Source organism: Nocardioides mangrovi (genome assembly GCF_020073815.1).
In the GTDB taxonomy this organism is placed as follows: domain Bacteria; phylum Actinomycetota; class Actinomycetes; order Propionibacteriales; family Nocardioidaceae; genus Nocardioides; species Nocardioides mangrovi.
On the sequence record NZ_JAIQZJ010000001.1, the window covers coordinates 753495 to 776042 of the forward strand.

Consider the following 22548-nt stretch of genomic DNA (forward strand, 5'->3'; position numbering starts at 1 on the left):
AAGGACCGGCAGATGAGCCCCAGCACCGAGCGCCCCCGCATCGAGGGCGACCGCGAGCAGGAGATCTTCGACGCCACCCTCGCCGTCCTCGCCGACGTGGGCTACGACCGGCTCACGATGGACGCCGTCGCGGCGAAGGCCAAGGCGTCCAAGGCGACCCTCTACCGCCGCTGGAACAACAAGGTCAGCCTCGTCATCGAGGCGCTCCAGCACGAGAAGGGCGCGCACGACACCGAGGTGCCCGACACCGGGTCGCTGCGCGAGGACCTGCGGTCCGTCTTCTGCGGCGTCGGCGGCCTGACCGACCAGGACCAGGTCGCCCAGTTCGCCAGCGTCCTCACCGCCATCGCCCGCGACCCCGAGTTCGCGGAGGCGTTCCGCCGCGACGTCATCGGGCCCAAGATCGCCGTCACCCGGCAGCTCTGGGAACGCGCCCACGAGCGCGGCGAGCTGCGCGACGACGTGGACCTCGACCTGCTCGAGCCCGCCCTGGCCGGGATCGTCCTGCACCGACTCTTCGTCATGGGACAGATCCCCGACCCCGACACGATCACCCGCGTGATCGACCAGATCATCCTGCCGGCCGCCACCCGCGCCCCGGCCGACCACCAGCCAACCCAGAAGGAAGACTGATGACTGACGTCACGACGACGCCGGAGGCCCAGGCCTCGGGCAGGAAGCAACACCTGGGGTGGGCACTCGTGCTCATCTGCATCGCGCAGCTCATGGTGGTCCTCGACGGCACCATCGTGAACATCGCGCTCCCGTTCATCCAGAACGACCTCGACATCTCGACCGCCAACCTGCGCTGGGTCGTCACCGGCTACGCGCTGGCCTTCGGCAGCCTGCTGCTCCTCGGTGGCCGCCTCGGCGACCTCTACGGCCGTCGCAAGGTCTTCATGATCGGCCTGGTCATCTTCGGCGTGGCCTCGCTGCTCGGCGGTCTCGCCACCAACGAGGGGCTGCTGCTCGCGGCCCGGGCGTTCCAGGGCTTCGGCGCCGCGCTCGCCTCGCCGGCCGCGCTCGCGCTGATCACCACGACGTTCCCGGCCGGACCGTCGCGCAACCGGGCCTTCGCCGTCTACGCCGCCATGTCCGGCGTCGGGGCGGCCGTCGGCCTGCTGCTCGGCGGCTGGCTGACCGGCACCCACCTCGACATCGGCAGCCTCGACATCGACGGCTGGCGCCTCACCCTGCTGATCAACACCCCGATCGGCATCGCGGCCGCGCTCCTCGCCCCGCGGGTCCTGGCCGAGTCCGAGTCCCACCCGGGCGAGCTCGACCTGCCCGGCGCCGTCACCGGCACCCTCGGCCTGCTCGGCCTCGTCTACGGCATCAGCCGCGCCGGCAACGACGGCTGGAGCGACGTCTGGACGGTCGCCAGCCTGGTGGCCGGCGTCGCCCTGCTCGCGATCTTCCTGTGGGTCGAGAGCCGCGTCGAGCACCCGCTGCTCCCGACCCGGGTCTTCGCCAACCGCACCCGCGCGGCCAGCTTCGTGGCGATGTTCTTCGCCCCGGCCGCGATGTTCGCGATGTTCTTCTACCTCAGCCAGTACATCCAGACGGTCATGGGCTACAGCCCGATCAAGGCCGGCGTCGCGTTCCTGCCCTTCTGCGTCGGCCTGGTCGCCGCGGCGGGCATCTCGTCCAACCTGATCAACCGGATCGACCCGCGCATCCTCGCGGGCATCGGCACCCTGATGGCCGCCGCCGGCCTCTTCGGCTTCTCGCGGCTGCCCTACGACACCTCGCTGCCGATCCAGGACCTGCAGGCCAGCTACGCCACCGACCTGCTGCCCTACATCCTGCTGATGTCGTTCGGCATGGGGATGACCTTCGTCCCGCTCACGCTGACGGCGGTCCACCACCTGCGGGCCGAGGACTCCGGCATCGGCTCCGGCGTGCTCAACACCATGCAGCAGGTCGGCGGTGCGCTCGGCCTCTCGCTGCTCGCCACCGTCGCGACCCAGCGCATCGACGACCTCGTCAAGAGCGTCGGCGAGGCTGCGGCCAAGCTCGGCGGCACCCCGACCGCGGAGCAGCAGGCCGTCGCGTCCCACCAGATCTTCACCGCTGGTGCGACCGATGCGTTCCTGTTCGGCGCCGGCCTCATGGTCCTCGCCTCGCTGGTCACCTGGATCTTCCTCACCGTGAAGCACCAGGAGCTCGCGACCGACGGCCCCGAGGGCGTCCCGGTCCACGTGGGCTGACGCCGCACCGGCACCAACTGATCGCTGACCCGGCAGAAGCTCTCACTTCTGCCGGGTCAGCGTCATCTCAGGAGGCGAGGGCGTCCTGGAGGGCCTCGATGAAGGCCGGCAGGTCGTCGGGGTCGCGGCTGGTGATGAGGCCACCGTCGACGACGACCTCCTCGTCGACCCAGGTGCCGCCGGCGTTGCGTACGTCGTCGGCCAGGCTGGCGAAGCTGGTCAGCCTCTTCCCGCGCGCCAGGCCGGCCGAGACGAGCAGCCACGGACCGTGGCAGATCACCGCCAGCGGCTTGCCGTCCGCCAAGGTCTGCCGGACGATCTGCTGGGCCCTCTCCTCGGTCCGGATCCGGTCGGCGTTGACCGTCCCGCCGGGGACGACGACCGCCTGCACGGTCGAGACGTCGAGCTCGTCCAGCGTGCCGTCGACCTCGATCGTGTGCGTCGGGGTGGTGTCACCCTCGACCGCTTGGATCGGGTCGGTCCCGGTCGAGTAGATCCGGACCTCGGCGCCCGCCTCCCGCAGCGCATCCCGAGGCCTGACGAGCTCGGCCTCCTCGAAGAAGTCGGTCGCGATGATGGCCACGGTCTTGCCGGAGAGATCAGTCATGCCGGGTCGGTACCCGACCGGCCCCGGCGCACGCTCACCTGATCGGCCAGACCTGCAGGTGGAGGACGGGTCAGCGGGTCAGGTGACCGGCCGCCTGGCTGAGCAGATGGAGCGCGGCGCGGGCCCATCCCGGGGAGGCGCCGGCCAGGCCGCAGGACGGGGTGACCACCAGCCGCTCCCCCACCTCGGCCGGGTCGAGCCCGACCATGTCGAGCCAGCGCAGCACCGACTCGGTCACGCCCGCGTCGGTCGGTCGGGTCGACGGGTCGACGGACGGGACCACGCCGAGCGCGACCGTCCCACCCGCCTCGAGCGTCTCGGCGAGCGCGTCGTGGTCGGCGGCCGAGGTCATCGCCAGGTCCACCGACAGCCCCTGCGCGCCCGCGCCGCGGAGCAGCCCGAGCGGGGTACCGGCGGCGCAGCTGTGCACCCACGGCTCGGCCCCCGCCTCCGCGACCGCGGCGAGCACCCATCCGAGCGCCTCGGACGCCTCGGGCAGGTCGACGGTGCGGTGCCGGTGGAAGCCCGATGCGGTCGGGACCTTGCCGCCGAGCACGGCCGGCAGGGCGGGCTCGTCGACCTGCACCACGAGGCGCTCCACGCCCGGCAGCCGTCGGCGTACGTCGGCGACGTGGCCACGCACGCCCTCGGCGAGCGCCTGGGCGAGCTCGCGCCGGGCGCCGACGTCGGCGAGCACCTTGTCACCGCGCGGCTTCTCGACGGTCGCCGCGAGCGTCCACGGGCCGGCGACCTGGAGCTTGAACGCCGCGCCGAAGCCCTGCGCCTGCTCCTCGAGCCCGTCGAGGTCCTGGGCGAGCAGGCTCCGCGCCCGGCGGTGGTCGACGCCGCTGCCGTCGGTCCCGGTGAGCCGCCACCCGGCCGGCTGGAGGTCGGCGCCCAGGTCGGTGACCACGGCCAGCGCGCGACCGGTCATCGACGCGACGGCGCCCCGGCCGGGGACCTCGGGCAGGTGGGCCAGGTCGGTGAGCTCGCCGAGGACGACCTTGACGGCCTCGTCGTAGGCGGCCTGGTCGTCGCCGGGCATCGACCCGACGCCGGTCGCGAGGCTCACGCCGTCGCCGCGATCGTGGCCGACCCGACCACACGGGTGTCGTCGTAGATGACGGCGGCCTGGCCCGGCGCGATGCCGTACGCCGGGTCGAGCAGCTCGATGTCGACCGTGTCGCCGACGTGCACCCGGGCGCGGTGCTCGCCGCCGTGCGCGCGCAGCTGGACGGTCGCTTCCAGCCGCGACGGCACGGTGCCGCACCACCGCGGTGCGGTGCCCGTGAGCCGATGCACGGCGAGTCGCTCGCGCGGGCCGACCGTGACGGTGCCCGACACCGGCTCGATGTCGAGCACGAATCTCGGCTTGCCGTCGGCCGCCGGGACGCCGAGCCGCAGGCCGCGGCGCTGACCGATCGTGTAGGCGTAGGTGCCCTCGTGCTCCCCCACGACCGCGCCGGACTCGTCGACGATCGGGCCGCCGTGGTTGGGCGCGCGGTCGCCGAGCTTCTCGCGCAGCCAGCCCGCGTTGTCGCCGTCGGCGACGAAGCAGATGTCGTGACTGTCCGGCTTGTCCGCCACGAGCAGCCCGCGCTCGGCGGCCTCCGCGCGGACCTCCGGCTTGGTCGACCCACCGAGCGGGAAGAGCGAGTGCCGCAGCTGCTCCTGGTCGAGCACGCCGAGCACGTAGGACTGGTCCTTGCCGTGGTCGACGGCCCGGTGCATCTCGACCAGCCCGTCGGCGCCCGTGCGCAGCTGCGCGTAGTGGCCGGTCGCGACGGCGTCGAAGCCGAGCCCGAGCGCCCGATCGAGCACGGCGGCGAACTTGATCTTCTCGTTGCAGCGCAGGCAGGGGTTGGGCGTGCGGCCGGCGGCGTACTCGTCGAGGAAGTCCTCGACGACGTCCTCGTGGAAGCGGTCCGAGAGGTCCCACACGTAGAAGGGGATGCCGATGACGTCGGCCGCCCGGCGCGCGTCGTTGGCGTCCTCGATCGTGCAGCAGCCGCGAGCGCCGGAGCGGTACGACGCAGGGTTGCGCGACAGGGCGAGGTGGATGCCGGTGACGTCGTGGCCGGCCTCGACCGCTCGGGCCGCAGCGACGGCGGAGTCGACGCCGCCGGACATGGCAGCGACGACCCTCATCGAGCCCTCGCCGCCCGGGCGCGTTCGACGACCGGGCCGATCGCCTCGACGAGGGCGTCGACGTCGGACTGCGTGGAGGTGTGGCCGAGGGAGAACCGCAGCGAGTGGCGCGCCTGGTCCTCGTCGCAGCCCATCGCGAGCAGCACGTGGGACGGCTGCGGCACGCCGGCCGAGCAGGCCGAGCCGGTCGAGCACTCGATCCCGCGGGCGTCGAGGAGCATCAGCAGCGAGTCGCCCTCGCAGCCCGGGAAGCCGAGGTGGGCGTTGCCCGGGAGCCGCAGCTCGGGGTGACCGTGCAGGTGGGCGTCGGGCACCACCTCGATCACCCGGCGCACCAGGTCGTCGCGCAGGGCGGCGACCCGGGTCGCGTGCTCGGCCTGGTGCTTGACCGCCAGCTCGACCGCGGTCGCGAAGCTCGCGATGGCCGGGGTGTCGATGGTGCCGCTGCGGATGTCGCGCTCCTGGCCGCCGCCGTGCACCAGCGCGGTCACGTCGACCTCGCGGCGTACGACGAGCGCGCCGACGCCGAACGGGCCGCCGACCTTGTGCCCGGTCAGGGTGAGCGCGTCGACGCCGGAGGTGGCGAAGTCGACGGCCACGGCGCCGACCGCCTGGACGGCGTCGGTGTGCACCGGGATGCCGTACGACGCGGCCAGCTCGACGACCTCGCCGATCGGCTGGAGCGTGCCGACCTCGTTGTTGGCCCACATCACCGACACCAGCGCGACGGACTCCGGCTCGCGCTCGACCGTGGCGCGCAGCGCGGCGAGGTCGAGACGGCCCCGCTCGTCGACCGGCAGCAGCTCGACGTGAGCACCCTCGTCGGTGGTGAGCCAGTGCAGCGGGTCGAGCACCGCGTGGTGCTCGATGGCCGTGCTCAGCACCCGGGTGCGGCGCGGGTCGGCCGCGCGGCGCGACCAGTAGATGCCCTTGAGGGCCAGGTTGTCCGCCTCCGTCCCGCCGGAGGTGAAGACCACCTCGCCGGGTCGGCAGCCGAGGGCCTGCGCGATGGTCTCGCGGGACTCCTCGACGACCCGCCGGGCGTGCCGGCCGGAGGCGTGCAGCGAGCTGGGGTTGCCGACCTCGCGCAGGTGCGCCGTCATCGCCTCCACGGCCGCGGGCACCATCGGGGTGGTGGCGGCGTGGTCGAGGTAGACGGTCGGGCTGGACATCGCAGCGACCAGCGTACGGCGCCGGGTGGGCACACACCCACCCGACGCCGCCTGGTGGCTACTTGGTGACCTTCAGCGTCCCGAGCTTGGTGGGAGCGCCGTCAGCGACCGCGCACGGGAACGGCGAGGTCGGGACCGGCTGTCCGTCCTGGTTCAGGGCGTTGAAGGTGAACGCCTTCGGGATCGACACGACGTAGGAGCCGGGCTTCTTCGGCGCCTTGAAGCCGTTGGCGATGCCCTTGGCCTTGAGGGTCATGCCTCCCGAGTCGGGCACGTCGGTCTGCGGGATCTTGACCTTCGACAGCGGGACCTTCATCGAGCCCACGGCGTACTTGATCTTGCTCGCCGACCCGGAGATCGCGGTGATCCCGAGGATGTCGCGCATCGGCGTCACCAGGGTCTCCGGGAGCTTGACCTTCATGTTGACGGGGCGGGCGGCGACCTTGGAGCCCTTCTTCACCTTGGTCGGCAGGTCGATCTTGATGGTGACGCCGAGCGTCTGGTCGCCGAGCGCGGTCGTGCAGGTGTAGCTGCTGTTCAGCGATGCGGGCTTCGCCTCGGCCGCCGGGGCGGCAGCGACGACGCCTCCGGCGACCAGGGCGGTGGCGGCGCCGAACGCGGCGAGCCGGGTGGTGCGGACATGCGTGTTCACAGGTTCTCCCTCCGAGACCGCACCCCTCCCGGGTGCGGAGTGATCTCGAACCTGCCACTCCGCGCGAGAAGTTGCAACCCTCAGTTGCACTCCCTGTCGCGACTTTCTAGCCGACCACGGCCGCGGCGAGCAGATTGAGTGACTCCTCGAGCTGGTCCTCGCTGACGAGGGGGAAGCGCACCTTCTCCAGGATCGCCGGGTCGGTGACCTTGCCCCAGTCGTAGGTGAGTCGGACGTCGGTCGCGCCGGACCCCTGGGCGGTCAGCTCCCAGACCCACTCCCACCCCGGCGGCTCGGTGTCGGCCGGCGCCGTCTGCCACGCGAGCAGGTGGTTGGCGTCGTAGCCGGTGACGGTGTTGTCGGTCTGGTAGTCGCCGCCCATGTGGTCGCCCGTCATGTTCATCCGGAAGACCTGTCCGGCGGCGGTGATCCGGTCGGTCCTCTCGTCGCTGACCACGAAGCCGGAGCCGTCGAGCTCGGCGTGCCGCTCGGGGTTGGACAGCACGTCGAAGACCTCCGGAGTCGCGGCGTCGATGGTGCGCTGGACCGTGATGCTCGTGTCGGTGCTCATCACCCCACCGTTGCTCGCCGCCGCGCGAGACTCAAGGCGGGTCACTTGAGGGCGACGGTCGCGATCACGGCCCGGTGGTCGCTGCCCGGTACGTCGACCGTGCGCATCGAGATCGCAGCCAGCCGGGGACCGACGAGCACGTGGTCGATCTGCGCGAGTGGCAGGCCGAGCAGGTCGAAGGCGCCGGTGACCGGCCAGGTCGGCTGCCAGCCGTCGTTGGCCAGCTCCCCCACGTCGCGGTAGCCCTCGTCGGCCAGCGCCCGCATCGGCGCGTGGTCGACGGTCGCGTTGAAGTCACCGGCCAGCAGGTCGGGGTGCAGGTCGTCGACCGCCGCGGCGACGGTCGCCTGGTCGGCCGCCCAGTCGCCCTGCGTGCCCGGCGACCACGGGTGCACCGCGAGCACCGTGAGCCCGTCGGTGCGGAAGCTCCAGCCGCCCAGCTCGAGGTCGAGCGGCTGCGGGTCCTCGATCGGCGTCCGGGAGAACGCCATCGTGGCCGCGTCGCCGTAGCCGTCGCCGTCCGCCGGGGCCCGGTAGGGCAGCAGGTCGTCGAGCCCGGCCCGGTCCATGTCGGCCAGCACCGCCGGCGTCAGCTCCTCGAGCACGAGCAGGTCGACGTCCGCGTCGCTGACCCGGCGGACGAGCTCGATCCCGTCGGCCGCGCCCTGGTAGAGGTTCGCCGTCATCACCACCAGCGGCTGCGCATCGGCCGCGGGCGGCGGGTTGGCTCCGGTCACCAGCGGCGCGAACCACCAGCCGTGCAGCACGAGGCCCGCGACCGCGAGCACCGCGACGGGAGCCGGCCACGACCGCCAGGCCGGCCGGCGGCGGCGGCGGACCAGCAGGACCACGAGTGCGACCAGCAGCGCCGCGGCGTACAGCGCCAGCGCGAGCGGGGTGAACGCCTCGACCTGCACCCAGAACGTGCCGGTCGACTCGACCAGGCGAGCGATGGTCAGCAGCAGGGCAGGGAGCAGCAGCGCCGCCTCGAGGAGGCAGAGGAGGACGACCCGCAGACGCACCCGCAGAAACTATCGGTGCGACTCCAGCACGCGCGCGCCCTCGCGCCCCGTCGTGTTGCGCACGCCGGCCCGCGAGCCGGCGAGCTTGGCGCGGATGTGCTCGTCGACGGTGACCGCGTCGTACAGCCGCGGGTGGCCCTCGTCGACGCACGAGTCGAGCGGCACCACGACCGCCTCCGGGTTGCCGTCGTGGAAGTAGGCCGCGGACCGACGCCGCCGGATGGTCCCGTCGACCACGGGCGGCTTGACCCGGTGCAGGGTCGAGGACCAGCGCTCGTTGGTGAGCCGGGCGGTGAGGTCGCCGAGGTTGATCAGCAGCGCGCCGGGCGCCGGGCTGACGTCGTGCCAGACCCCGTCGCTGCCGAGGACCTGGAGGCCCGCGACGGCGTCGGCCCACAGGATCGTCACGATCCCGAAGTCGGTGTGCTCGCTCATCCCGACGAGGTCGCCGTCGAGGGTGACGTCGGTGCCCTCGGGCAGCGCGTAGTGGTTCATCCGCAGCACGTCGATCGACGGCGCGGTGAGCGCCGGGAAGAACGCCGCTGACAGGCCGAGGGCGTCGCCGAAGATCCGGGTCATCGTGCGGGCGACCCGACCCGCCTCGGCGAAGTAGGCCGAGACCTGCACCTCGAAGCCGGCCACCTCGGGCCAGGTGTTCTCGGCGAAGTGCTCCGGCACGAGGTCCATGCCGGGGAACTCGCTGGCCGCCCGGCCGACGTTGTAGGCCTCGAAGAAGTCGTTCATCCGGGTCGCGGACTCCACCCCGAGGCTGAGGCTCAGCGACTCCGACTTCGGCGGGGTGTAGCCGCGGTTCTCGACGGGCGGCCGCACGTAGGCCCGCTTGTCCTCCAGGCCGAGCCCGAAGAAGGCGTCCATCGCGTCGGTCAGACCGCCCACGACCGCGTCGGGCACGCCGTGCCCGAGCACCTGGATGAAGCCGACCTCACGGCAGGCCGCGTCGATCTGGCGGGCCACCTCGGCCCGCTCGTCGGGAGAGCCGTCGCCGACGTACGGCGCGATGTCGACCACGGGGACCTCGAACACGGGCGACAGCGTAGACCCGCCGCGATTTCAGCCGTGTGTCACAGGAGCACGAGGGCGTCGCGGTGCACGACCTCGCGCTCGTACTCCGCCCCGAGCTCGCGCTTGAGGTCGCTCGTGGAGCGGCCGAGCAGGCGCGGGAGCTCCTCGGCGTCGAAGTTGACCAGACCACGCGCGATCGGGGTGCCGTCGGGGGCGGCGATGTCGACCGGCTCGCCGGCGTGGAAGGTGCCCTCGACGGCCGTGATGCCGGCAGCGAGCAGCGACGCACGGCGCTCGACCAGGGCGCGGACGGCGCCCGCATCGAGCACCAGGGTGCCCTTGGGCTCGGTGGCGTGGGCCAGCCAGAGCAGCCGGGTGGGTCGACGCTTGCCGGTCGGGTGGAACAGCGTGCCGACCCGGTCCCCCGCCAGCGCCTCACCGGCGCGGTCGGCCGAGGTCAGCACCACCGGGATGCCGGCGCCGGTGGCGATCCGCGCGGCGTCGACCTTCGTCTGCATGCCGCCGGTGCCCACGCCCGCGGCGCCGGTCTTGCCGATCCGGACGCCGTCGAGGTCGTCGACGGACACCACCTCGGGGAGCAGCGAGCTGTCCGGGTGGCTCGGGTTGGCGTCGTACAGTCCGTCGACGTCGCTGAGCAGCACCAGCAGGTCGGCGTGGACGAGGTGCGCGACGAGGGCCGCGAGCCGGTCGTTGTCACCGAACCGGATCTCGGTGGTCGCGACCGTGTCGTTCTCGTTGACGATCGGCAGCACGCCGAGCTCGAGGAGCTTGGCGAAGGTCTGGTAGGCGTTGCGGTAGTGCGAGCGCCGGGTGACGTCGTCGACGGTGAGCAGCACCTGCCCGGCGATGACGCCGTGCCGCGCGAGCTCCTCGGTGTAGCGGTGCACGAGGAGCCCCTGGCCCACGGACGCGGCGGCCTGCTGCGCCGGCAGGGCCTTGGGGCGCTTCTTCAGGCCCAGCGGGGCCAGGCCCGCGGCGATCGCACCCGAGGAGACCAGCACGACCTCGGCCCCGCGGGAGCGGGTCGCGGCGAGGACGTCGACGAGCGCGCGCATCCGGTCGGGATCGATCCCGCCGGCTGCGGTGGTCAGGGAGGAGGACCCGACCTTGACGACCACCCGCTTCGCCTCGGTCACCTCGGTGCGCTCGCTCACTCGCCGGGGTCGTCCTCTGCCCAGTCGGGGTCGTCGGCGCTGCCGATCTCGTACGACGAGGGACCGTACCGCTCCGGCTTGTCCAGCCTGCGGGCGACGTCGGCGCGGGTCTCGTTCTCGCCCCGGTCGCCCATCGCCTCGTCGATCGCCCGGCGGCGGCGGGCCGCGGGGCGGGACTCGTCGAAGCGCTGGTCCTCGCCGCGGCGGCCGAGCATCTCGGCCCCCGCGTCGATGCCGGGCTTGAAGTCGAAGACGACGGCGTTGTCGGGGTGGCCGATGAGGACGGCGTCGCCCTCGACGGCACCGAGCTCGGCCAGCTTGGTCTCGACCCCGAGCCGGTTGAGCCGGTCGGCGAGGAAGCCGACGGCCTCCTCGTTGCTGAAGTCGGTCTGGCGGACCCAGCGCTCCGGCTTCTCGCCGCGCACCCGCCAGCCGTCACCGGTGAGCTTGACCGTGAAGGTGTCGCTGCCGTCGGCCGAGGCCGGGCGGAGCACGATCCGGGTGGCCTCGACGACCTCCTTGTCGGCCCGCGCCGCCTCGACGATCGCGGCCATCGCGAAGGTGAGCTCGCGCAGCCCCTCCCCCGAGGCCGCCGAGATCTCGAAGACCCGCAGGTCGCGCTCGCGCAGCTCGTCGAGGACGAAGCCCGCGATGTCCCGACCGTCGGGCACGTCGACCTTGTTGAGCGCCACGAGGCGCGGGCGGTCCTCGAGGCCGCCGTAGCGGGTCAGCTCGTTCTCGATCACGTCGAGGTCGTCGATCGGGTTGCGGCCCGGCTCGATGCTGGCGCTGTCGATCACGTGGACCAGCGCGGCGCAGCGCTCGATGTGGCGCAGGAAGTCGTGGCCGAGGCCGCGGCCGTCGGCGGCGCCCTCGATGAGGCCGGGCACGTCGGCGACCGTGAAGGTCGTGTCACCCGCGGTGACGACGCCGAGGTTGGGCACCAGGGTCGTGAACGGGTAGTCGGCGATCTTGGGCCGGGCCCGCGAGATCGCGGCGATCAGGCTGGACTTGCCGGCGCTCGGGAAGCCGACCAGCCCGATGTCGGCGACGACCTTGAGCTCGAGCACGATCTCGAGCTCGTCGCCGGGCTCGCCGAGCAGCGCGAAGCCGGGCGCCTTGCGCTTGGACGACGCCAGCGCGGCGTTGCCGAGACCACCGCGACCGCCCTGCGCGACGACCAGCTCGGTGCCGGGGCCGACCATGTCGGCGAGGACGTTGCCCTGCGGGTCGGTGACGAGGGTGCCGTCCGGGACGGGCAGCACCAGGTCGGAGCCGTGGCCGCCGTTGCGGTGCGCACCGGCGCCGTGGCCGCCGTGCTCGGCGCGCCGCTTCGGGCTGTGGTGGTAGTCGAGGAGCGTCGTGACGTCCGGGTCAACCCGGAGGATCACCGAGCCACCGGGACCGCCGTTGCCGCCGTCAGGGCCGCCGAGCGGCTTGAACTTCTCCCGGTGCACCGAAGCCACGCCGTTGCCGCCGCGGCCAGCGCTGACGTGCAGCGACACGCGGTCGACGAAGGTGGGGACGGCCATGGTGCCTACTCTCTCGAAATGCCGAAGAGCGCCCCGGGAACGGGACGCTCTTCGAGATGAAGCTGTGCAGCGAGCGTCAGGTCACTCGCCCGGGACGATGTTGACGACCCGGCGACCCCGACGGGTGCCGAACTCGACAGCACCGGGGATCAGCGCGAACAGGGTGTCGTCGCCGCCGCGGCCGACGCCGCTGCCCGGGTGGAAGTGGGTGCCGCGCTGGCGGACGATGATCTCGCCGGCGCCGACGACCTGACCGCCGAAGCGCTTGACGCCGAGCCGCTGAGCGTTGGAGTCGCGGCCGTTCTTGGTGGACGCCGCGCCCTTCTTGTGTGCCATCTGTTCAGTCCTTCGAGGGAGTCGTGGGTGCGATCAAGCCTGATCAGGCGTTGATGGCCGTGACCTTGACCTGGGTGTACTTCTGACGGTGACCCTGGCGCTTCTTGTAGCCGGTCTTGTTCTTGTACTTCTGGATGATGATCTTCGGGCCCTTGGTGGCGCCGAGGACCTCAACGGTGACCGACGCCTTGTCGAGCGCCTTCGCGTCGGAGGTGACCTTCTCGCCGTCGACGACGAGGACCACCGGGAGCTGCACCGAGTCGCCGGCCGCCGTGGTGACCTTGTCGATCTCGATGACGTCGCCCACGGCAACCTTCTGCTGCTTGGCGCCTGCGCGCACGATCGCGTACACCGCGGTCTCCTTCGTCGATCTGCTGGAACTGGAACGTCTATGTCTGGGGCGCAACGCTTGGGCGGCGCCGCACAGAAAGGGCGCGCTGAGCGCACCGAGAGTCAATAGTACGGATCTCGCCCCGACCGGGGCAAATCCGTGCCCGGAGCCCTCAGCGCTTGCGCGAGCCCTTCTTCTTGATCGGCACGTGCTCCACGTGCGGGTCGTCGGCGCCGGGCTCACCACCGGGCTCGGCGTCCGACGTGCCGGGCTCGACGATGCCGTCGGCCGGCGGGACGCCGATGCTGCCCACGGACCCCGGCGGCGGGGCCGCGGCCTCGCTGACCGGCTCGTCGGCCGGCGGGCCGGCCGGACGCGTCGCGCGGCGGCCGCGGGTGCGCGTGGTGACCTTGGGCGCGGCCGGCTCCTCGGGCGCGGGCTCCGGTGCGCTCTCGGGCTCGGGGGTCTCGACGGGCTCGACCACCGGCTCGACGACCGGCTCGACCGCGGGGGCCGGCTCGGGGGTGGTCGCGGGGCGGCTCGCCGAGCGACGGCTCCGGGTACGGGTGGTGACCTTGGGCGCAGCGGGCTCCTCGGCCACCGGCGTCCCGGCCGGCTCGACAGTCGGCTCGACAGTCGGCTCGGACTCGACCACGCTCTCCGGCGCGGTGTCGACCGGGGTCTCGGGCTCGTCCCCCTCGCCCTCGTGCTCGGGGCGGGCCATCGCGGCGACGTCCTTGGGCGACGGCGGCTTGGGGCTGCCGCCGCCGTTCCCGCCGCCGTTCCCGCCGCCGTTGCTGCCGCTACCGGCGTTGTCCTGGTCGCCACCGCGGCCGCGGCCACGGCTGCGGCGACCGCCGCGGCGGGACTCCTCCTCGCCGCCACCCTGCTTCGGCTCCACCGGGTGCTCGTGGATCACCACGCCGCGGCCCTGGCAGTGCTGGCAGTTCTCGCTGAAGGCCTCGACCAGGCCGGTGCCGATCCGCTTGCGGGTCATCTGGACCAGGCCGAGCGAGGTGACCTCGGCGACCTGGTGCCGGGTGCGGTCCCGACCGAGGCACTCGACGAGGCGGCGGAGCACCAGGTCACGGTTGGACTCGAGGACCATGTCGATGAAGTCGACGACGATGATGCCGCCGATGTCGCGCAGCCGGAGCTGGCGGACGATCTCCTCGGCCGCCTCGAGGTTGTTCTTGGTGACCGTCTCCTCGAGGTTGCCGCCGGAGCCGGTGAACTTGCCGGTGTTGACGTCGACGACGGTCATCGCCTCGGTACGGTCGATGATCAGCGACCCGCCCGACGGCAGCCAGACCTTGCGGTCCAGGCCCTTGGAGATCTGCTCGTCGATGCGGTACTCCGCGAAGACGTCGGCCTTGCCGCCCGCGCCGTGCGGGCCGGGGTCGTAGCGGACCAGCCGCTCCTCCAGGTCGGGCGCGACGTGCGCGACGTAGCCCTGGACGGTGTCCCAGGCGTCGTCGCCCTGGATGACCAGCTTGGAGAAGTCCTCGGTGAAGAGGTCGCGGACGACCTTGAGGGTGAGGTCCGGCTCGCCGTACAGGAGCTGCGGGGCGTTGCCGCGCGCCTTGGCCTCGATGTCCTCCCAACGGGCCTTGAGGCGCTCGACGTCGCGGGTCAGCTCGTCCTCACTCGCGCCTTCGGCGGCGGTGCGGACGATGACGCCCGCGGTGTCGGGGACGATCTCCTTGAGCAGCGTCTTGAGGCGGTTGCGCTCGGTGTCGGGCAGCTTGCGGGAGATGCCACTGGTGGTGCCGTCGGGCACGTAGACCAGGAACCGGCCCGCCAGGCTGATCTGGCTGGTCAGCCGGGCGCCCTTGTGCCCGATCGGGTCCTTGGTGACCTGCACCAGCACGGTCTGGCCGGAGCTGAGCACCGACTCGATCTTGCGGGGCTGGCCGTCCTTGTGGCCGAGCGCCGACCAGTTGACCTCGCCGGCGTACAGGACCGCGTTGCGGCCCTTGCCGATGTCGATGAACGCCGCCTCCATCGAGGGGAGGACGTTCTGGACCCGGCCGAGGTAGACGTTGCCGATCAGCGAGGTCTGGGACTCGCGGGCGACGTAGTGCTCGACGAGGACGCGGTCCTCGAGGACGCCGATCTGGGTGAGGTCCTCGCGCTGGCGGACCACCATGACCCGGTCGACGGACTCGCGGCGGGCCAGGAACTCGGCCTCGCTGACGATCGGGGCGCGGCGGCGGCCGGCCTCGCGACCCTCGCGGCGGCGCTGCTTCTTGGCCTCGAGGCGGGTGGAGCCGGAGACCGCGGTGATCTCGTCCTCGACCGAGCGCTGGCGGCGGACCCGGGTGACGGTGTTCTCCGGGTCGTCGGACGAGCCGTCGCCGCCCTCCTCGCCGGCGCGACGGCGCCGACGGCGCCGACGCGAGCTGCCGCCCTCGCTCGGGGTGTCGTCGGCGTCGCCGGAGTCGGCGCTGTCCTCGGCCGCGTCGGACGACTCGTCCTGGTCGGTGTCGGTGGGATCGGAGGAGTCCGAGGAGTCACCGGCCTTGCGGCGGCGGCGACCGCCCCGACGGCGACGGCGACGCGGTGCGCCGGTGCCCTCGCCACCCTCGCCACCCTCGGCGTCGTCGGTGTCGGCCTCGGTGGACTCGGTGGACCCGGTCGGCTCGGTGGACTCGGTCGGCTCGGCCTCGGGGGCCTCGGCGGGCGTGGTCTCCTCGGCCTCGGGCTCGGGTGTGGCCGCCTTCTTGGCCGTCGCCTTCTTCGCGGTGGCCTTCTTCGCGGTGGCCTTCTTGGCCGTCGCCTTCTTGGCCGCGGCCTTCTTCGCCGGTGCCGACTCGGGCACCTGGAAGAGCATCGCGGTGGCACCGGCCTCGCCCTCGGCGGCCGGGGCCTCGGTGGGCTCCGGCTCCGCGGCGGCCTTCTTGGCGGTGGTCTTCTTCGCGGCGGCCTTCTTCGCGGTCGCCTTCTTCGCGGCGGCCTTCTTGGCCGGCTTCTCGGAGGGCTCCTCCGCCTGAGCCGGCACGGGGGCCTCGGCGGGCTCCGGCTCCGCGGCGGCCTTCTTGGCGGTGGCCTTCTTCGCGGTGGCCTTCTTGGCCGTCGCCTTCTTGGCGGTGGTCCTCTTCGCGGCGGCCTTCTTGGCCGGCTTCTCGGCCGGCGCCTCCGCGGCGGGGGCGGCGTCCGGGGTGGTGGCGAGCGTGTCCTCGCCGACCTGGGTCTCGTCGGGCATCTGGTGTGCTCCTCGGCCCGACCGCGGGGCGGTCGAGCGGTTCCGAGCCGTCCGCCCGAGGTGGTCAAGGCGGCGGCGCTAAGCCTGCGTGTGGCGGCGACACCCTCCGCGGTACGTCACCCCGGAGCGACGTCCGACGCCTGCCGCGGTCGCAAGGCCTGGTCCCCTCGGTCAAGAGGGTGACCTGGTGGCGGGTCGCTGTCACCGACCTGCCGGCCGCGTCGCGGTCTGGCGCCGATCGTGCCTCGTGGTGTGCCGGGCCACGGATGGACCGGCGAGAACGTCGTCGGGTCGTCCCGGACGGGTGTCCGGTGCAACCAGGGCGAGTATCGCACACGACCGGCCGGAGTCCGTCACCGTCACGTCGCCAGCGGGTCGCCCACTGTTCCCTCGGCCTCGTCGAGCGGGCCCTGCGCGAGCCGCGTGAAGAGCGGCGCGCCGTCGGTGGTGAGGCCGGACACGGCTCCGAGGCCGGCGAGCACGTCGTCGGGTCGTACGGCGGGCACCGCGTGTCGCAGCACGAGGTCGATCCGGGCCCCGGTGTCGGTCGCGGTGGCGCTGAGGGAGACGACGGGGGCGCGGCAGTCGAACTCCCGCAGACCCTTCTTGGTCATCCGCTCGACGCCCACCTCGGGAGCGGCGAGGAACTGCTCGACCGCGGCGACCACCGGCTCGGCCGGGCCGGTCACGTCGATCAGCCAGTGGCTGGCCTGGAGCCGGTCGGCGAGGGCCCCGCCGGGCGACTCGACGACCTCGACGACGTCGAGGCCGTCGGGCAGCGCCTCCTCGAGCTGCGCGTGCACGACGGCCGGGTCGACGACCTCGGCGAGGGCGATCTCGAGGTACTCCGCCTCGCTGGCCGAGCCGGTCGGCGCGGCGCCGGCGTACGAGATGCGCGGGTGCGGGTTGAACCCCGAGGAGTAGGCCATCGGCACGCGCGCTCGGAAGATCGCCCGCTCGAAGGCCCGACTGAAGTCGCGGTGGCTGGTGAAGCGGAGCCGGCCACGCTTGGCGTAGCGGATCCGCAGCCGCTGGACGGGAGGGGCTTGCTGCTCGGGCTGGTCACGCACCGACCAAGGTTACGAGGAGAGAGCCTGCTTCATCGCAATCGACGGGTAGACCGTGCTCACCCGGTGGCCCTCCAGCCAGGTGGTGAGCCGGGCCGCCTCCAGGCCGAGCGCCGCGCGACCCTCGGCACCGACGTCCTCGAGGAGGTTCAGCACGACCACGCCGTCGGGGTCCTGGACCCAGCAGCCGACGATCCGGCCGTCCCACCAGGCGGTGGTGCCGGCGTTGCCGTTGGTGTCGAAGAGCATCGGCGCGTGCGGCCCGAGGTGGAAGTCGCGCTCCTTCCACCCCATCACGGTCGGATCGAGGACCGGCAGGAGCGCCGCCCAGGGCTCGACGGCGGCCTCGACCTCCAGGTCGTCCGCGTGCAGGTGGGCCGGACGGCCGTCCTCCAGCTCGACCTCGACCGCCCCGACGTCGGCGAGGGCAGCGCGGACCGCGGTCTTGGTGCCGCCCAGCCACCAGACCAGGTCGGCCTCGGTGCCCGGTCCGAAGGTCACCAGCCAGCGGCGCACGAGCTCGGCGTAGCCCTCCCGCTCCTTCAGCGGCTCCGGCACGGACCCCAGCCACGACGACATCGACGTCCACTGCGGCCGCGCGGTGCGCCAGTGGCCGCCGTTGCGGCCGCGGACGATCCGGCCCTCGACGCCGAGCTGGGTGAGCACGCGAGGAGCCACCGGGACGTTGGCGCCGTAGGACTTGCCCGGCGAGAGGTCGAGGCGGCCGGCGAGCTCGGGGACCGCCTCGCGGATCTCCTGCGCGGAGAGCTCGGCGCCGTCGGCGAGATGGGCCTCGGTCGCGGCCTCGGCGGCCGCGAGCCAGGCAGCCCCGTCGTCGGTCAGGCCGGCCTGCTCGACCTCCTTGGCGAGCCGGGTGCCGATCGCCCGGGCCACCCGCGCCGAGGCGCTCCCCCACGCGGCGGGCAACAGGTCGCGAGGGAAGACGAAGAGCGTGCGCCGCATCGCGAGCTGCTTGACCAGGGTGCGGTCGTCGTACAGCGCCCGGTCGACCTCGGCGACCGTCAGGCCGTCGACGCGTGCCCACAGCGAGAGGTAGACGCTCGGCGCCTCGGTCGCGTGGAGCACGGTCATCGCCCGCGTCGCGGTCTCGGGGTCGGCCGCGCGGTGACCGGGCGCGAGCGCGTGTCGGCGGGCGAGGCGGTGGCGTCTCTCGACATCGGTGACCCGGCGCATGTGAGTCATCCTGCCGAAGACGTCCGACACCGGCCCTGACACGATCCCCCGGTGAGCACTCCCGAGCGCCGTACGACGGCCCTGGTCCTGGTGGGCATCGTCCTGCTGTCGCTCAACCTGCGGCCCGCCGCGGTCAGCATCGGCCCGGTGCTCGACGAGATCCGGGACGCCTTCTCGATGAGCGGTCCGACCGCGGGCCTGCTGACCTCGTTGCCGGTGATCGGCTTCGCGGTCTTCGGGGCGATGGCGCCCGCGGCCGCGCACCGGATCGGGCTGCACCGGGTCACCCTGCTCGCACTCGTCGCCGCGGTCGTCGGGCTGACCGGCCGGGCGCTCACCGGCAGCGAGGCGCTCTTCCTCGCACTGTCGATGCTCGCGCTGGCCGGGATGGCGATGGCCAACGTCCTGCTCCCCTCCCTGGTCAAGCTGCACTTCCCCGACCGGATCGGCTTCATCACCGCGATCTACACCACCGCGCTCTCGACCGGCCTGACCGCGGCGCTGATGCTGACCGTGCCGCTCTCCGACGCGCTCGGCGGCTGGCGGTGGGGCATCGGCGCCTGGGCGCTGGTCGCGGCCGTCGCCGCCGTCCCGTGGATCGCGCTGGCCACCCAGGACCGGCACCTGGAGGTCACGCCGCGCACGATCTCCTTCCGCGACGTCGCCCGCACCCGGCTCGGCCTGGCGATGGCGGGCTTCTTCGGCCTCCAGTCGCTGCAGGCGTATGCCGTCTTCGGCTGGTTCGCGACGCTCTGGCGCGACAGCGGGTACGGCGCGACGACCGCGGGCATCCTGGCGGGTCTCGTCGCGGGGACGTCGATCCCGCTCTCGCTCTGGCTGCCGAACGTGCTGGTCCGCTCCGCGAACCCGGCCATGGTGCTCTTCGTCGTGATCGCGACCTACCCCGTCGGCTACGTCGGGCTGATGGTCGCGCCGTACGCCCTCGCGCCGCTGTGGGCGGTCGTCGTCGGGGTCGGCACGGTGACCTTCCCGCTGATCCTGACCCTGATCGGGCTGCGCGCCCGGACGCCCGAGGGCACCGCCGCACTCTCGGCCTTCACCCAGTCGACGGGCTACCTGATCGCCGTCGCCGGACCGTTCACCATCGGTGTCGTGCACACCGCGACCGGCGGCTGGAACATCCCGCTCCTGCTGCTCCTCGTGCTCGCGCTGCCGCTCTTCGCGCTGGCGGCGTACGTCACCCGGCCGATCTACGTGGAGGACCAGCTCGGCGTCGACGGGTTCAGCGAGCCTCGACGGGGGTAGACCCCGCGGCATGAGCGACCAGCCGCCGCGGAGTAGCGACCGCCGGCGTTGAACGGACGACCGGGACCCTGGAGGGCAGCCGACGCTGAGCCCGGCACCCCCGTCATCCGGTTGATCGCACGTTCGTACGGCGCCGTACGAACGTGCGATCAACGGCGGAGAGCCTCCCCGGAGCGAGGGCGCTGTGGAGAGGAGCTCGCGCCCCGCGCCGGCTCGTGATGGGTTGGCGCCATGCCCTCCCTGATCGACCCCGGCGGTCGCGTCGACGACCTGGTCAACGCCTGCCTGCACCTCATCGACACCGAGGGCGTCACGGCTCTCACCGTCCGCAAGATGGCGGCCGTCCTCCGGCTGAGCCCGTCCTCGCTGTCCGCGCACCTCACCAACAAGCACCGGATGCTGGACCTCGTCACGAAGCGAGTGGGGATGCGGCTCGTCCGGGTCATCGACTACCGGGTGCACCGCGACGGGGCTGCCGCGCTGGTGCCGGACGACGACACCTTGCCGTTCGTGCGCGCCTGGCTGGGGCTGGTGGAGCTCAGCAGGGCCGACGAGGTCACCGGGGCCGGAGTCGGGCTGCTCGACGAGGAGCTGCAGGCCGCGGTGGAGTCCGCCTACACGCGGAAGCGACACGACCCGGACGTCGAGATCCTCTGCTGCGTCGCCACCGGACTGTGGGCGGCGATGTGCGCTGCGGACCGTCCGATGTCCGCCGACCGAGCGCGCGACCTGATCACGCGTGCCGAGGCGTCGCTGGGGTTGGCGCTCCCGCCGGCGGCCTGACCCCCAGCCACTGCAGCGCCCCGTGGGCGGACCGCTAGACGACGCTGAGCGGGAGCAGCTGCCGACCCGTGGGACCGATCTGGATCTCGGTGCCCATCTCGGGGCAGACGCCGCAGTCGTAGCAGGGGGTCCAGCGGCAGTCCTCGACCTCGACGTCGGCGCTGCCGTCGGCGACCGCGAGGGCGTCCTCCCAGTCGGCCCACAGCCAGTCCTTGTCGAGGCCGGAGTCGAGGTGGTCCCAGGGCAGGACCTCGTCGTACTCGCGCTCGCGGGTGGTGAACCACTCGAGGTCGACGCCGCTCTGCCCATCGGGAAGGGCCGCGAGCGCGGACTCGGCCGAGGCGACCCAGCGGTCGTAGGAGAAGTGCTCGCTCCAGCCGTCGAAGCGGCCGCCGTCGCGCCACACCTGCTCGATGATCCGGCCGACCCGGCGGTCGCCGCGGGAGAGCAGGCCCTCGATGATGCCGGGCTTGCCGTCGTGGTAGCGGAAGCCGATGGCGCGGCCGTACTTCTTGTCCTCGCGGACGGTGTCGCGCAGCTTCTTCAGCCGCTCGTCGGTGGTCTCGTGGTCGAGCTGCGCGGCCCACTGGAAGGGCGTGTGCGGCTTGGGCACGAAGCCACCGATGGAGACCGTGCAGCGGATGTCGTTGCGGCCGGAGACCTCGCGGCCCTTGGCGATGACCTTCTTGGCGAGCTCGGCGACCTGGAGGACGTCCTCGTCGGTCTCGGTGGGCAGGCCGACCATGAAGTAGAGCTTCACCTGCCGCCAGCCGTGGGAGTACGCCGTCGCCACGGTGCGGATCAGGTCCTCCTCGGTGACCATCTTGTTGATCACCTTGCGCATCCGCTCCGAGCCGCCCTCGGGGGCGAACGTGAGGCCGGAGCGCCGGCCGTTGCGCGAGAACTCGTTGGCCAGCGTGATGTTGAAGGCGTCGACGCGGGTCGAGGGCAGCGACAGGGAGACGTTGGAGCCCTCATAGCGGTCGGCGAGGCCCTTGGCGACGTCGCCGATCTCGGTGTGGTCGGCGGAGCTCAGCGAGAGCAGCCCGACCTCCTCGAAGCCGGACTTGCGGATGCCGTTCTCGACCATGTTGCCGATCGTCTCGATCGACCGCTCGCGGACCGGGCGGGTGATCATGCCGGCCTGGCAGAAGCGGCAGCCGCGGGTGCAGCCCCGGAAGATCTCGACCGAGAAGCGCTCGTGGACGGTCTCGGCCAGGGGCACCAGCGGCTTGGCCGGGTAGGGCCACGCGTCGAGGTCCATCAGCGTGTGCTTGCGGACCCGGAAGGGGATGCCCGGCCGGTTGGGGACGACGGCCTCGATGGTGCCGTCGGCGGCGTACGTGACGTCGTAGAAGCGCGGGACGTAGATGTTGCCGCTCACCGCGAGCCGGCGCAGCACCTCGTCGCGACCGCCCGGCCGGCCCTCGGCCTTCCAGTCGCGGACGACCTCGGAGATGGCCAGGACGACCTCCTCGCCATCGCCGAGGACGGCGGCGTCGAGGAAGTCGGCGATCGGCTCGGGATTGAAGGCCGCGTGGCCGCCGGCCAGGACGATCGGGTCGTCGTCGGTGCGGTCGGCGCTGTGCAGCGGGATGCCCGCGAGGTCGAGGGCGTTGAGCATGTTGGTGTAGCCGAGCTCGGTGGAGAAGCTCAGGCCGAAGAGGTCGAAGGACCGGACCGGGCGGTGCGCGTCGACGGTGAACTGCGGGATCCGCTCCTCGCGCATCACCCGCTCCATGTCGGGCCAGACGGCGTAGGTGCGCTCGGCGACGATCCAGTCGCGCTCGTTGAGCACCTCGTAGAGGATCTGCACGCCCTGGTTGGGCAGCCCGACCTCGTAGGCGTCGGGGTACATCAGCGCCCAGCGGACGGTCTCGCCCTCGGGGGCGGCGTCCCAGTCCTTGACGGTGGAGTTGAGCTCGCCGCCGACGTACTGGATCGGCTTGGAGACCGACGGGAGACGCGGCTCGAGGAGCGGAAACACCGACTCCGGGGCCGACTCCGGGGCGCTCGCGGGCGCGGACATGCAACTACCTCGCACGACAGGGATCAGGGCAAGCCACCAGGGTACGTCGTGCGGCAGGGCGCCGACGAACCGTCAGTCGCCGTCCGTGAGCTCCTCGAGCGCCTTGCGCGCCTCGACCAGCTCGTCCTGGGCCAGTGCGATCAGGGTCTCGAGTCCGGCCACCCCGAAGCGGTTCGTGACGTGGTGGACGGCTTCGGCGATGTCAGGCTCGACGGAGTCGTTCAT

21 protein-coding genes are annotated in these 22548 nt (G+C 72.6%); 4 read left to right on the forward strand and 17 right to left on the reverse strand.

The features are described from left to right. Window positions 1-12: 12 nt before the first annotated feature. On the forward strand, window positions 13-633 hold the full coding sequence (locus K8U61_RS03580; protein ID WP_224121588.1) for a TetR/AcrR family transcriptional regulator: 621 nt from the start codon (window positions 13-15) through the stop codon (window positions 631-633). Next, window positions 633-2210 carry an MFS transporter gene (locus K8U61_RS03585; RefSeq protein ID WP_224121589.1) on the forward strand — a complete coding sequence of 526 codons (1578 nt, stop codon included), beginning with the start codon at window positions 633-635 and terminating at the stop codon, window positions 2208-2210. Before K8U61_RS03580 ends, K8U61_RS03585 begins: the two co-directional genes overlap by 1 nt. Before the next feature lie 67 nt (window positions 2211-2277). Here K8U61_RS03585 and K8U61_RS03590 read toward each other — a convergent pair whose 3' ends face one another. The 15 genes from K8U61_RS03590 to K8U61_RS03660 all read right to left on the reverse strand — a co-directional run bounded on the left by K8U61_RS03590 (window position 2278) and on the right by K8U61_RS03660 (window position 18245). Beyond that, window positions 2278-2817 (reverse strand): type 1 glutamine amidotransferase domain-containing protein, encoded by a 540-nt coding sequence (locus tag K8U61_RS03590; RefSeq protein ID WP_224121590.1) that lies wholly within the window; start codon window positions 2815-2817, stop codon window positions 2278-2280. A 70-nt stretch (window positions 2818-2887) separates the two neighbouring features. Then, window positions 2888-3889, reverse strand: a complete 1002-nt coding sequence (locus K8U61_RS03595; protein WP_224121591.1) for a uroporphyrinogen decarboxylase/cobalamine-independent methonine synthase family protein — start codon at window positions 3887-3889, stop codon at window positions 2888-2890. Further along, window positions 3886-4965, reverse strand: coding sequence for a tRNA 2-thiouridine(34) synthase MnmA (mnmA, locus tag K8U61_RS03600; protein ID WP_224121592.1), 1080 nt, complete (start codon window positions 4963-4965; stop codon window positions 3886-3888). Before mnmA ends, K8U61_RS03595 begins: the two co-directional genes overlap by 4 nt. Continuing rightward, window positions 4962-6137, reverse strand: a complete 1176-nt coding sequence (locus K8U61_RS03605; protein WP_224121593.1) for a cysteine desulfurase family protein — start codon at window positions 6135-6137, stop codon at window positions 4962-4964. Before K8U61_RS03605 ends, mnmA begins: the two co-directional genes overlap by 4 nt. A 58-nt stretch (window positions 6138-6195) precedes the next feature. Continuing rightward, window positions 6196-6789, reverse strand: a complete 594-nt coding sequence (locus K8U61_RS03610; protein WP_224121594.1) for a DUF6801 domain-containing protein — start codon at window positions 6787-6789, stop codon at window positions 6196-6198. A gap of 106 nt (window positions 6790-6895) precedes the next feature. Further along, window positions 6896-7360: an SRPBCC family protein gene (locus tag K8U61_RS03615; protein ID WP_224121595.1), complete on the reverse strand. Its 465-nt coding sequence runs from the start codon at window positions 7358-7360 to the stop codon at window positions 6896-6898. 41 nt (window positions 7361-7401) lie between these two features. Continuing rightward, window positions 7402-8382 carry an endonuclease/exonuclease/phosphatase family protein gene (locus K8U61_RS03620; RefSeq protein WP_224121596.1) on the reverse strand — a complete coding sequence of 327 codons (981 nt, stop codon included), beginning with the start codon at window positions 8380-8382 and terminating at the stop codon, window positions 7402-7404. Window positions 8383-8391: 9 nt separating this feature from the next. Further along, the gene (locus tag K8U61_RS03625) at window positions 8392-9426 is read right to left on the reverse strand and encodes an isopenicillin N synthase family dioxygenase (protein WP_224121597.1); all 1035 of its coding nucleotides are present in this window, start codon (window positions 9424-9426) and stop codon (window positions 8392-8394) included. A 38-nt stretch (window positions 9427-9464) separates the two neighbouring features. Next, window positions 9465-10580, reverse strand: coding sequence for a glutamate 5-kinase (proB, locus tag K8U61_RS03630; RefSeq protein WP_224121598.1), 1116 nt, complete (start codon window positions 10578-10580; stop codon window positions 9465-9467). Further along, entirely contained in the window at window positions 10577-12112 is a 1536-nt protein-coding gene (obgE, locus tag K8U61_RS03635; RefSeq protein WP_224121599.1) for a GTPase ObgE, read from the reverse strand. The genes proB and obgE overlap by 4 nt, the downstream gene beginning before the upstream one ends. Before the next feature lie 81 nt (window positions 12113-12193). Then, window positions 12194-12448: a 50S ribosomal protein L27 gene (gene rpmA / locus K8U61_RS03640; RefSeq protein WP_224121600.1), complete on the reverse strand. Its 255-nt coding sequence runs from the start codon at window positions 12446-12448 to the stop codon at window positions 12194-12196. Window positions 12449-12491: 43 nt separating this feature from the next. After that, entirely contained in the window at window positions 12492-12800 is a 309-nt protein-coding gene (rplU, locus tag K8U61_RS03645) for a 50S ribosomal protein L21 (RefSeq protein ID WP_224121601.1), read from the reverse strand. Between the two features lie 151 nt (window positions 12801-12951). Continuing rightward, window positions 12952-15984 carry an Rne/Rng family ribonuclease gene (locus tag K8U61_RS03650; protein WP_224121602.1) on the reverse strand — a complete coding sequence of 1011 codons (3033 nt, stop codon included), beginning with the start codon at window positions 15982-15984 and terminating at the stop codon, window positions 12952-12954. A 359-nt stretch (window positions 15985-16343) separates the two neighbouring features. Beyond that, entirely contained in the window at window positions 16344-17054 is a 711-nt protein-coding gene (locus K8U61_RS03655; RefSeq protein WP_224121603.1) for a TIGR03936 family radical SAM-associated protein, read from the reverse strand. Between the two features lie 9 nt (window positions 17055-17063). Continuing rightward, window positions 17064-18245, reverse strand: coding sequence for a winged helix DNA-binding domain-containing protein (locus tag K8U61_RS03660; RefSeq protein WP_224121604.1), 1182 nt, complete (start codon window positions 18243-18245; stop codon window positions 17064-17066). A 51-nt stretch (window positions 18246-18296) separates the two neighbouring features. On the opposite strand from K8U61_RS03660, the gene K8U61_RS03665 reads away from it, so the two are divergent. Together K8U61_RS03665 and K8U61_RS03670 are read left to right on the forward strand one after the other, a co-directional pair. Continuing rightward, window positions 18297-19511: an MFS transporter gene (locus K8U61_RS03665; RefSeq protein WP_224121605.1), complete on the forward strand. Its 1215-nt coding sequence runs from the start codon at window positions 18297-18299 to the stop codon at window positions 19509-19511. A gap of 231 nt (window positions 19512-19742) precedes the next feature. Beyond that, the gene (locus tag K8U61_RS03670) at window positions 19743-20294 is read left to right on the forward strand and encodes a TetR/AcrR family transcriptional regulator (protein ID WP_224121606.1); all 552 of its coding nucleotides are present in this window, start codon (window positions 19743-19745) and stop codon (window positions 20292-20294) included. 34 nt (window positions 20295-20328) lie between these two features. Here the strand turns inward: K8U61_RS03670 and K8U61_RS03675 are convergent, their stop codons facing one another. Then, window positions 20329-22323, reverse strand: a complete 1995-nt coding sequence (locus K8U61_RS03675; RefSeq protein ID WP_224121607.1) for a TIGR03960 family B12-binding radical SAM protein — start codon at window positions 22321-22323, stop codon at window positions 20329-20331. A gap of 72 nt (window positions 22324-22395) precedes the next feature. Further along, complete coding sequence (locus tag K8U61_RS03680) at window positions 22396-22548, reverse strand: hypothetical protein (RefSeq protein WP_224121608.1); 153 nt, start codon at window positions 22546-22548, stop codon at window positions 22396-22398.

Bases quoted from the DNA above. Each gene is read 5' to 3' on its own strand.
- K8U61_RS03580 (WP_224121588.1), top strand. From the start codon at position 13: ATGAGCCCCAGCACCGAGCGCCCCCGCATCGAGGGCGACCGCGAGCAG.
- K8U61_RS03585 (WP_224121589.1), top strand. From the start codon at position 633: ATGACTGACGTCACGACGACGCCGGAGGCCCAGGCCTCGGGCAGGAAG.
- K8U61_RS03590 (WP_224121590.1), bottom strand. From the start codon at position 2,817: ATGACTGATCTCTCCGGCAAGACCGTGGCCATCATCGCGACCGACTTC.
- mnmA (WP_224121592.1), bottom strand. From the start codon at position 4,965: ATGAGGGTCGTCGCTGCCATGTCCGGCGGCGTCGACTCCGCCGTCGCT.
- K8U61_RS03605 (WP_224121593.1), bottom strand. From the start codon at position 6,137: ATGTCCAGCCCGACCGTCTACCTCGACCACGCCGCCACCACCCCGATG.
- K8U61_RS03615 (WP_224121595.1), bottom strand. From the start codon at position 7,360: ATGAGCACCGACACGAGCATCACGGTCCAGCGCACCATCGACGCCGCG.
- obgE (WP_224121599.1), bottom strand. From the start codon at position 12,112: ATGGCCGTCCCCACCTTCGTCGACCGCGTGTCGCTGCACGTCAGCGCT.
- rpmA (WP_224121600.1), bottom strand. From the start codon at position 12,448: ATGGCACACAAGAAGGGCGCGGCGTCCACCAAGAACGGCCGCGACTCC.
- K8U61_RS03650 (WP_224121602.1), bottom strand. From the start codon at position 15,984: ATGCCCGACGAGACCCAGGTCGGCGAGGACACGCTCGCCACCACCCCG.
- K8U61_RS03660 (WP_224121604.1), bottom strand. From the start codon at position 18,245: ATGCGCCGGGTCACCGATGTCGAGAGACGCCACCGCCTCGCCCGCCGA.
- K8U61_RS03670 (WP_224121606.1), top strand. From the start codon at position 19,743: ATGCCCTCCCTGATCGACCCCGGCGGTCGCGTCGACGACCTGGTCAAC.
- K8U61_RS03675 (WP_224121607.1), bottom strand. From the start codon at position 22,323: ATGTCCGCGCCCGCGAGCGCCCCGGAGTCGGCCCCGGAGTCGGTGTTT.
- K8U61_RS03680 (WP_224121608.1), bottom strand. From the start codon at position 22,548: ATGAACGACTCCGTCGAGCCTGACATCGCCGAAGCCGTCCACCACGTC.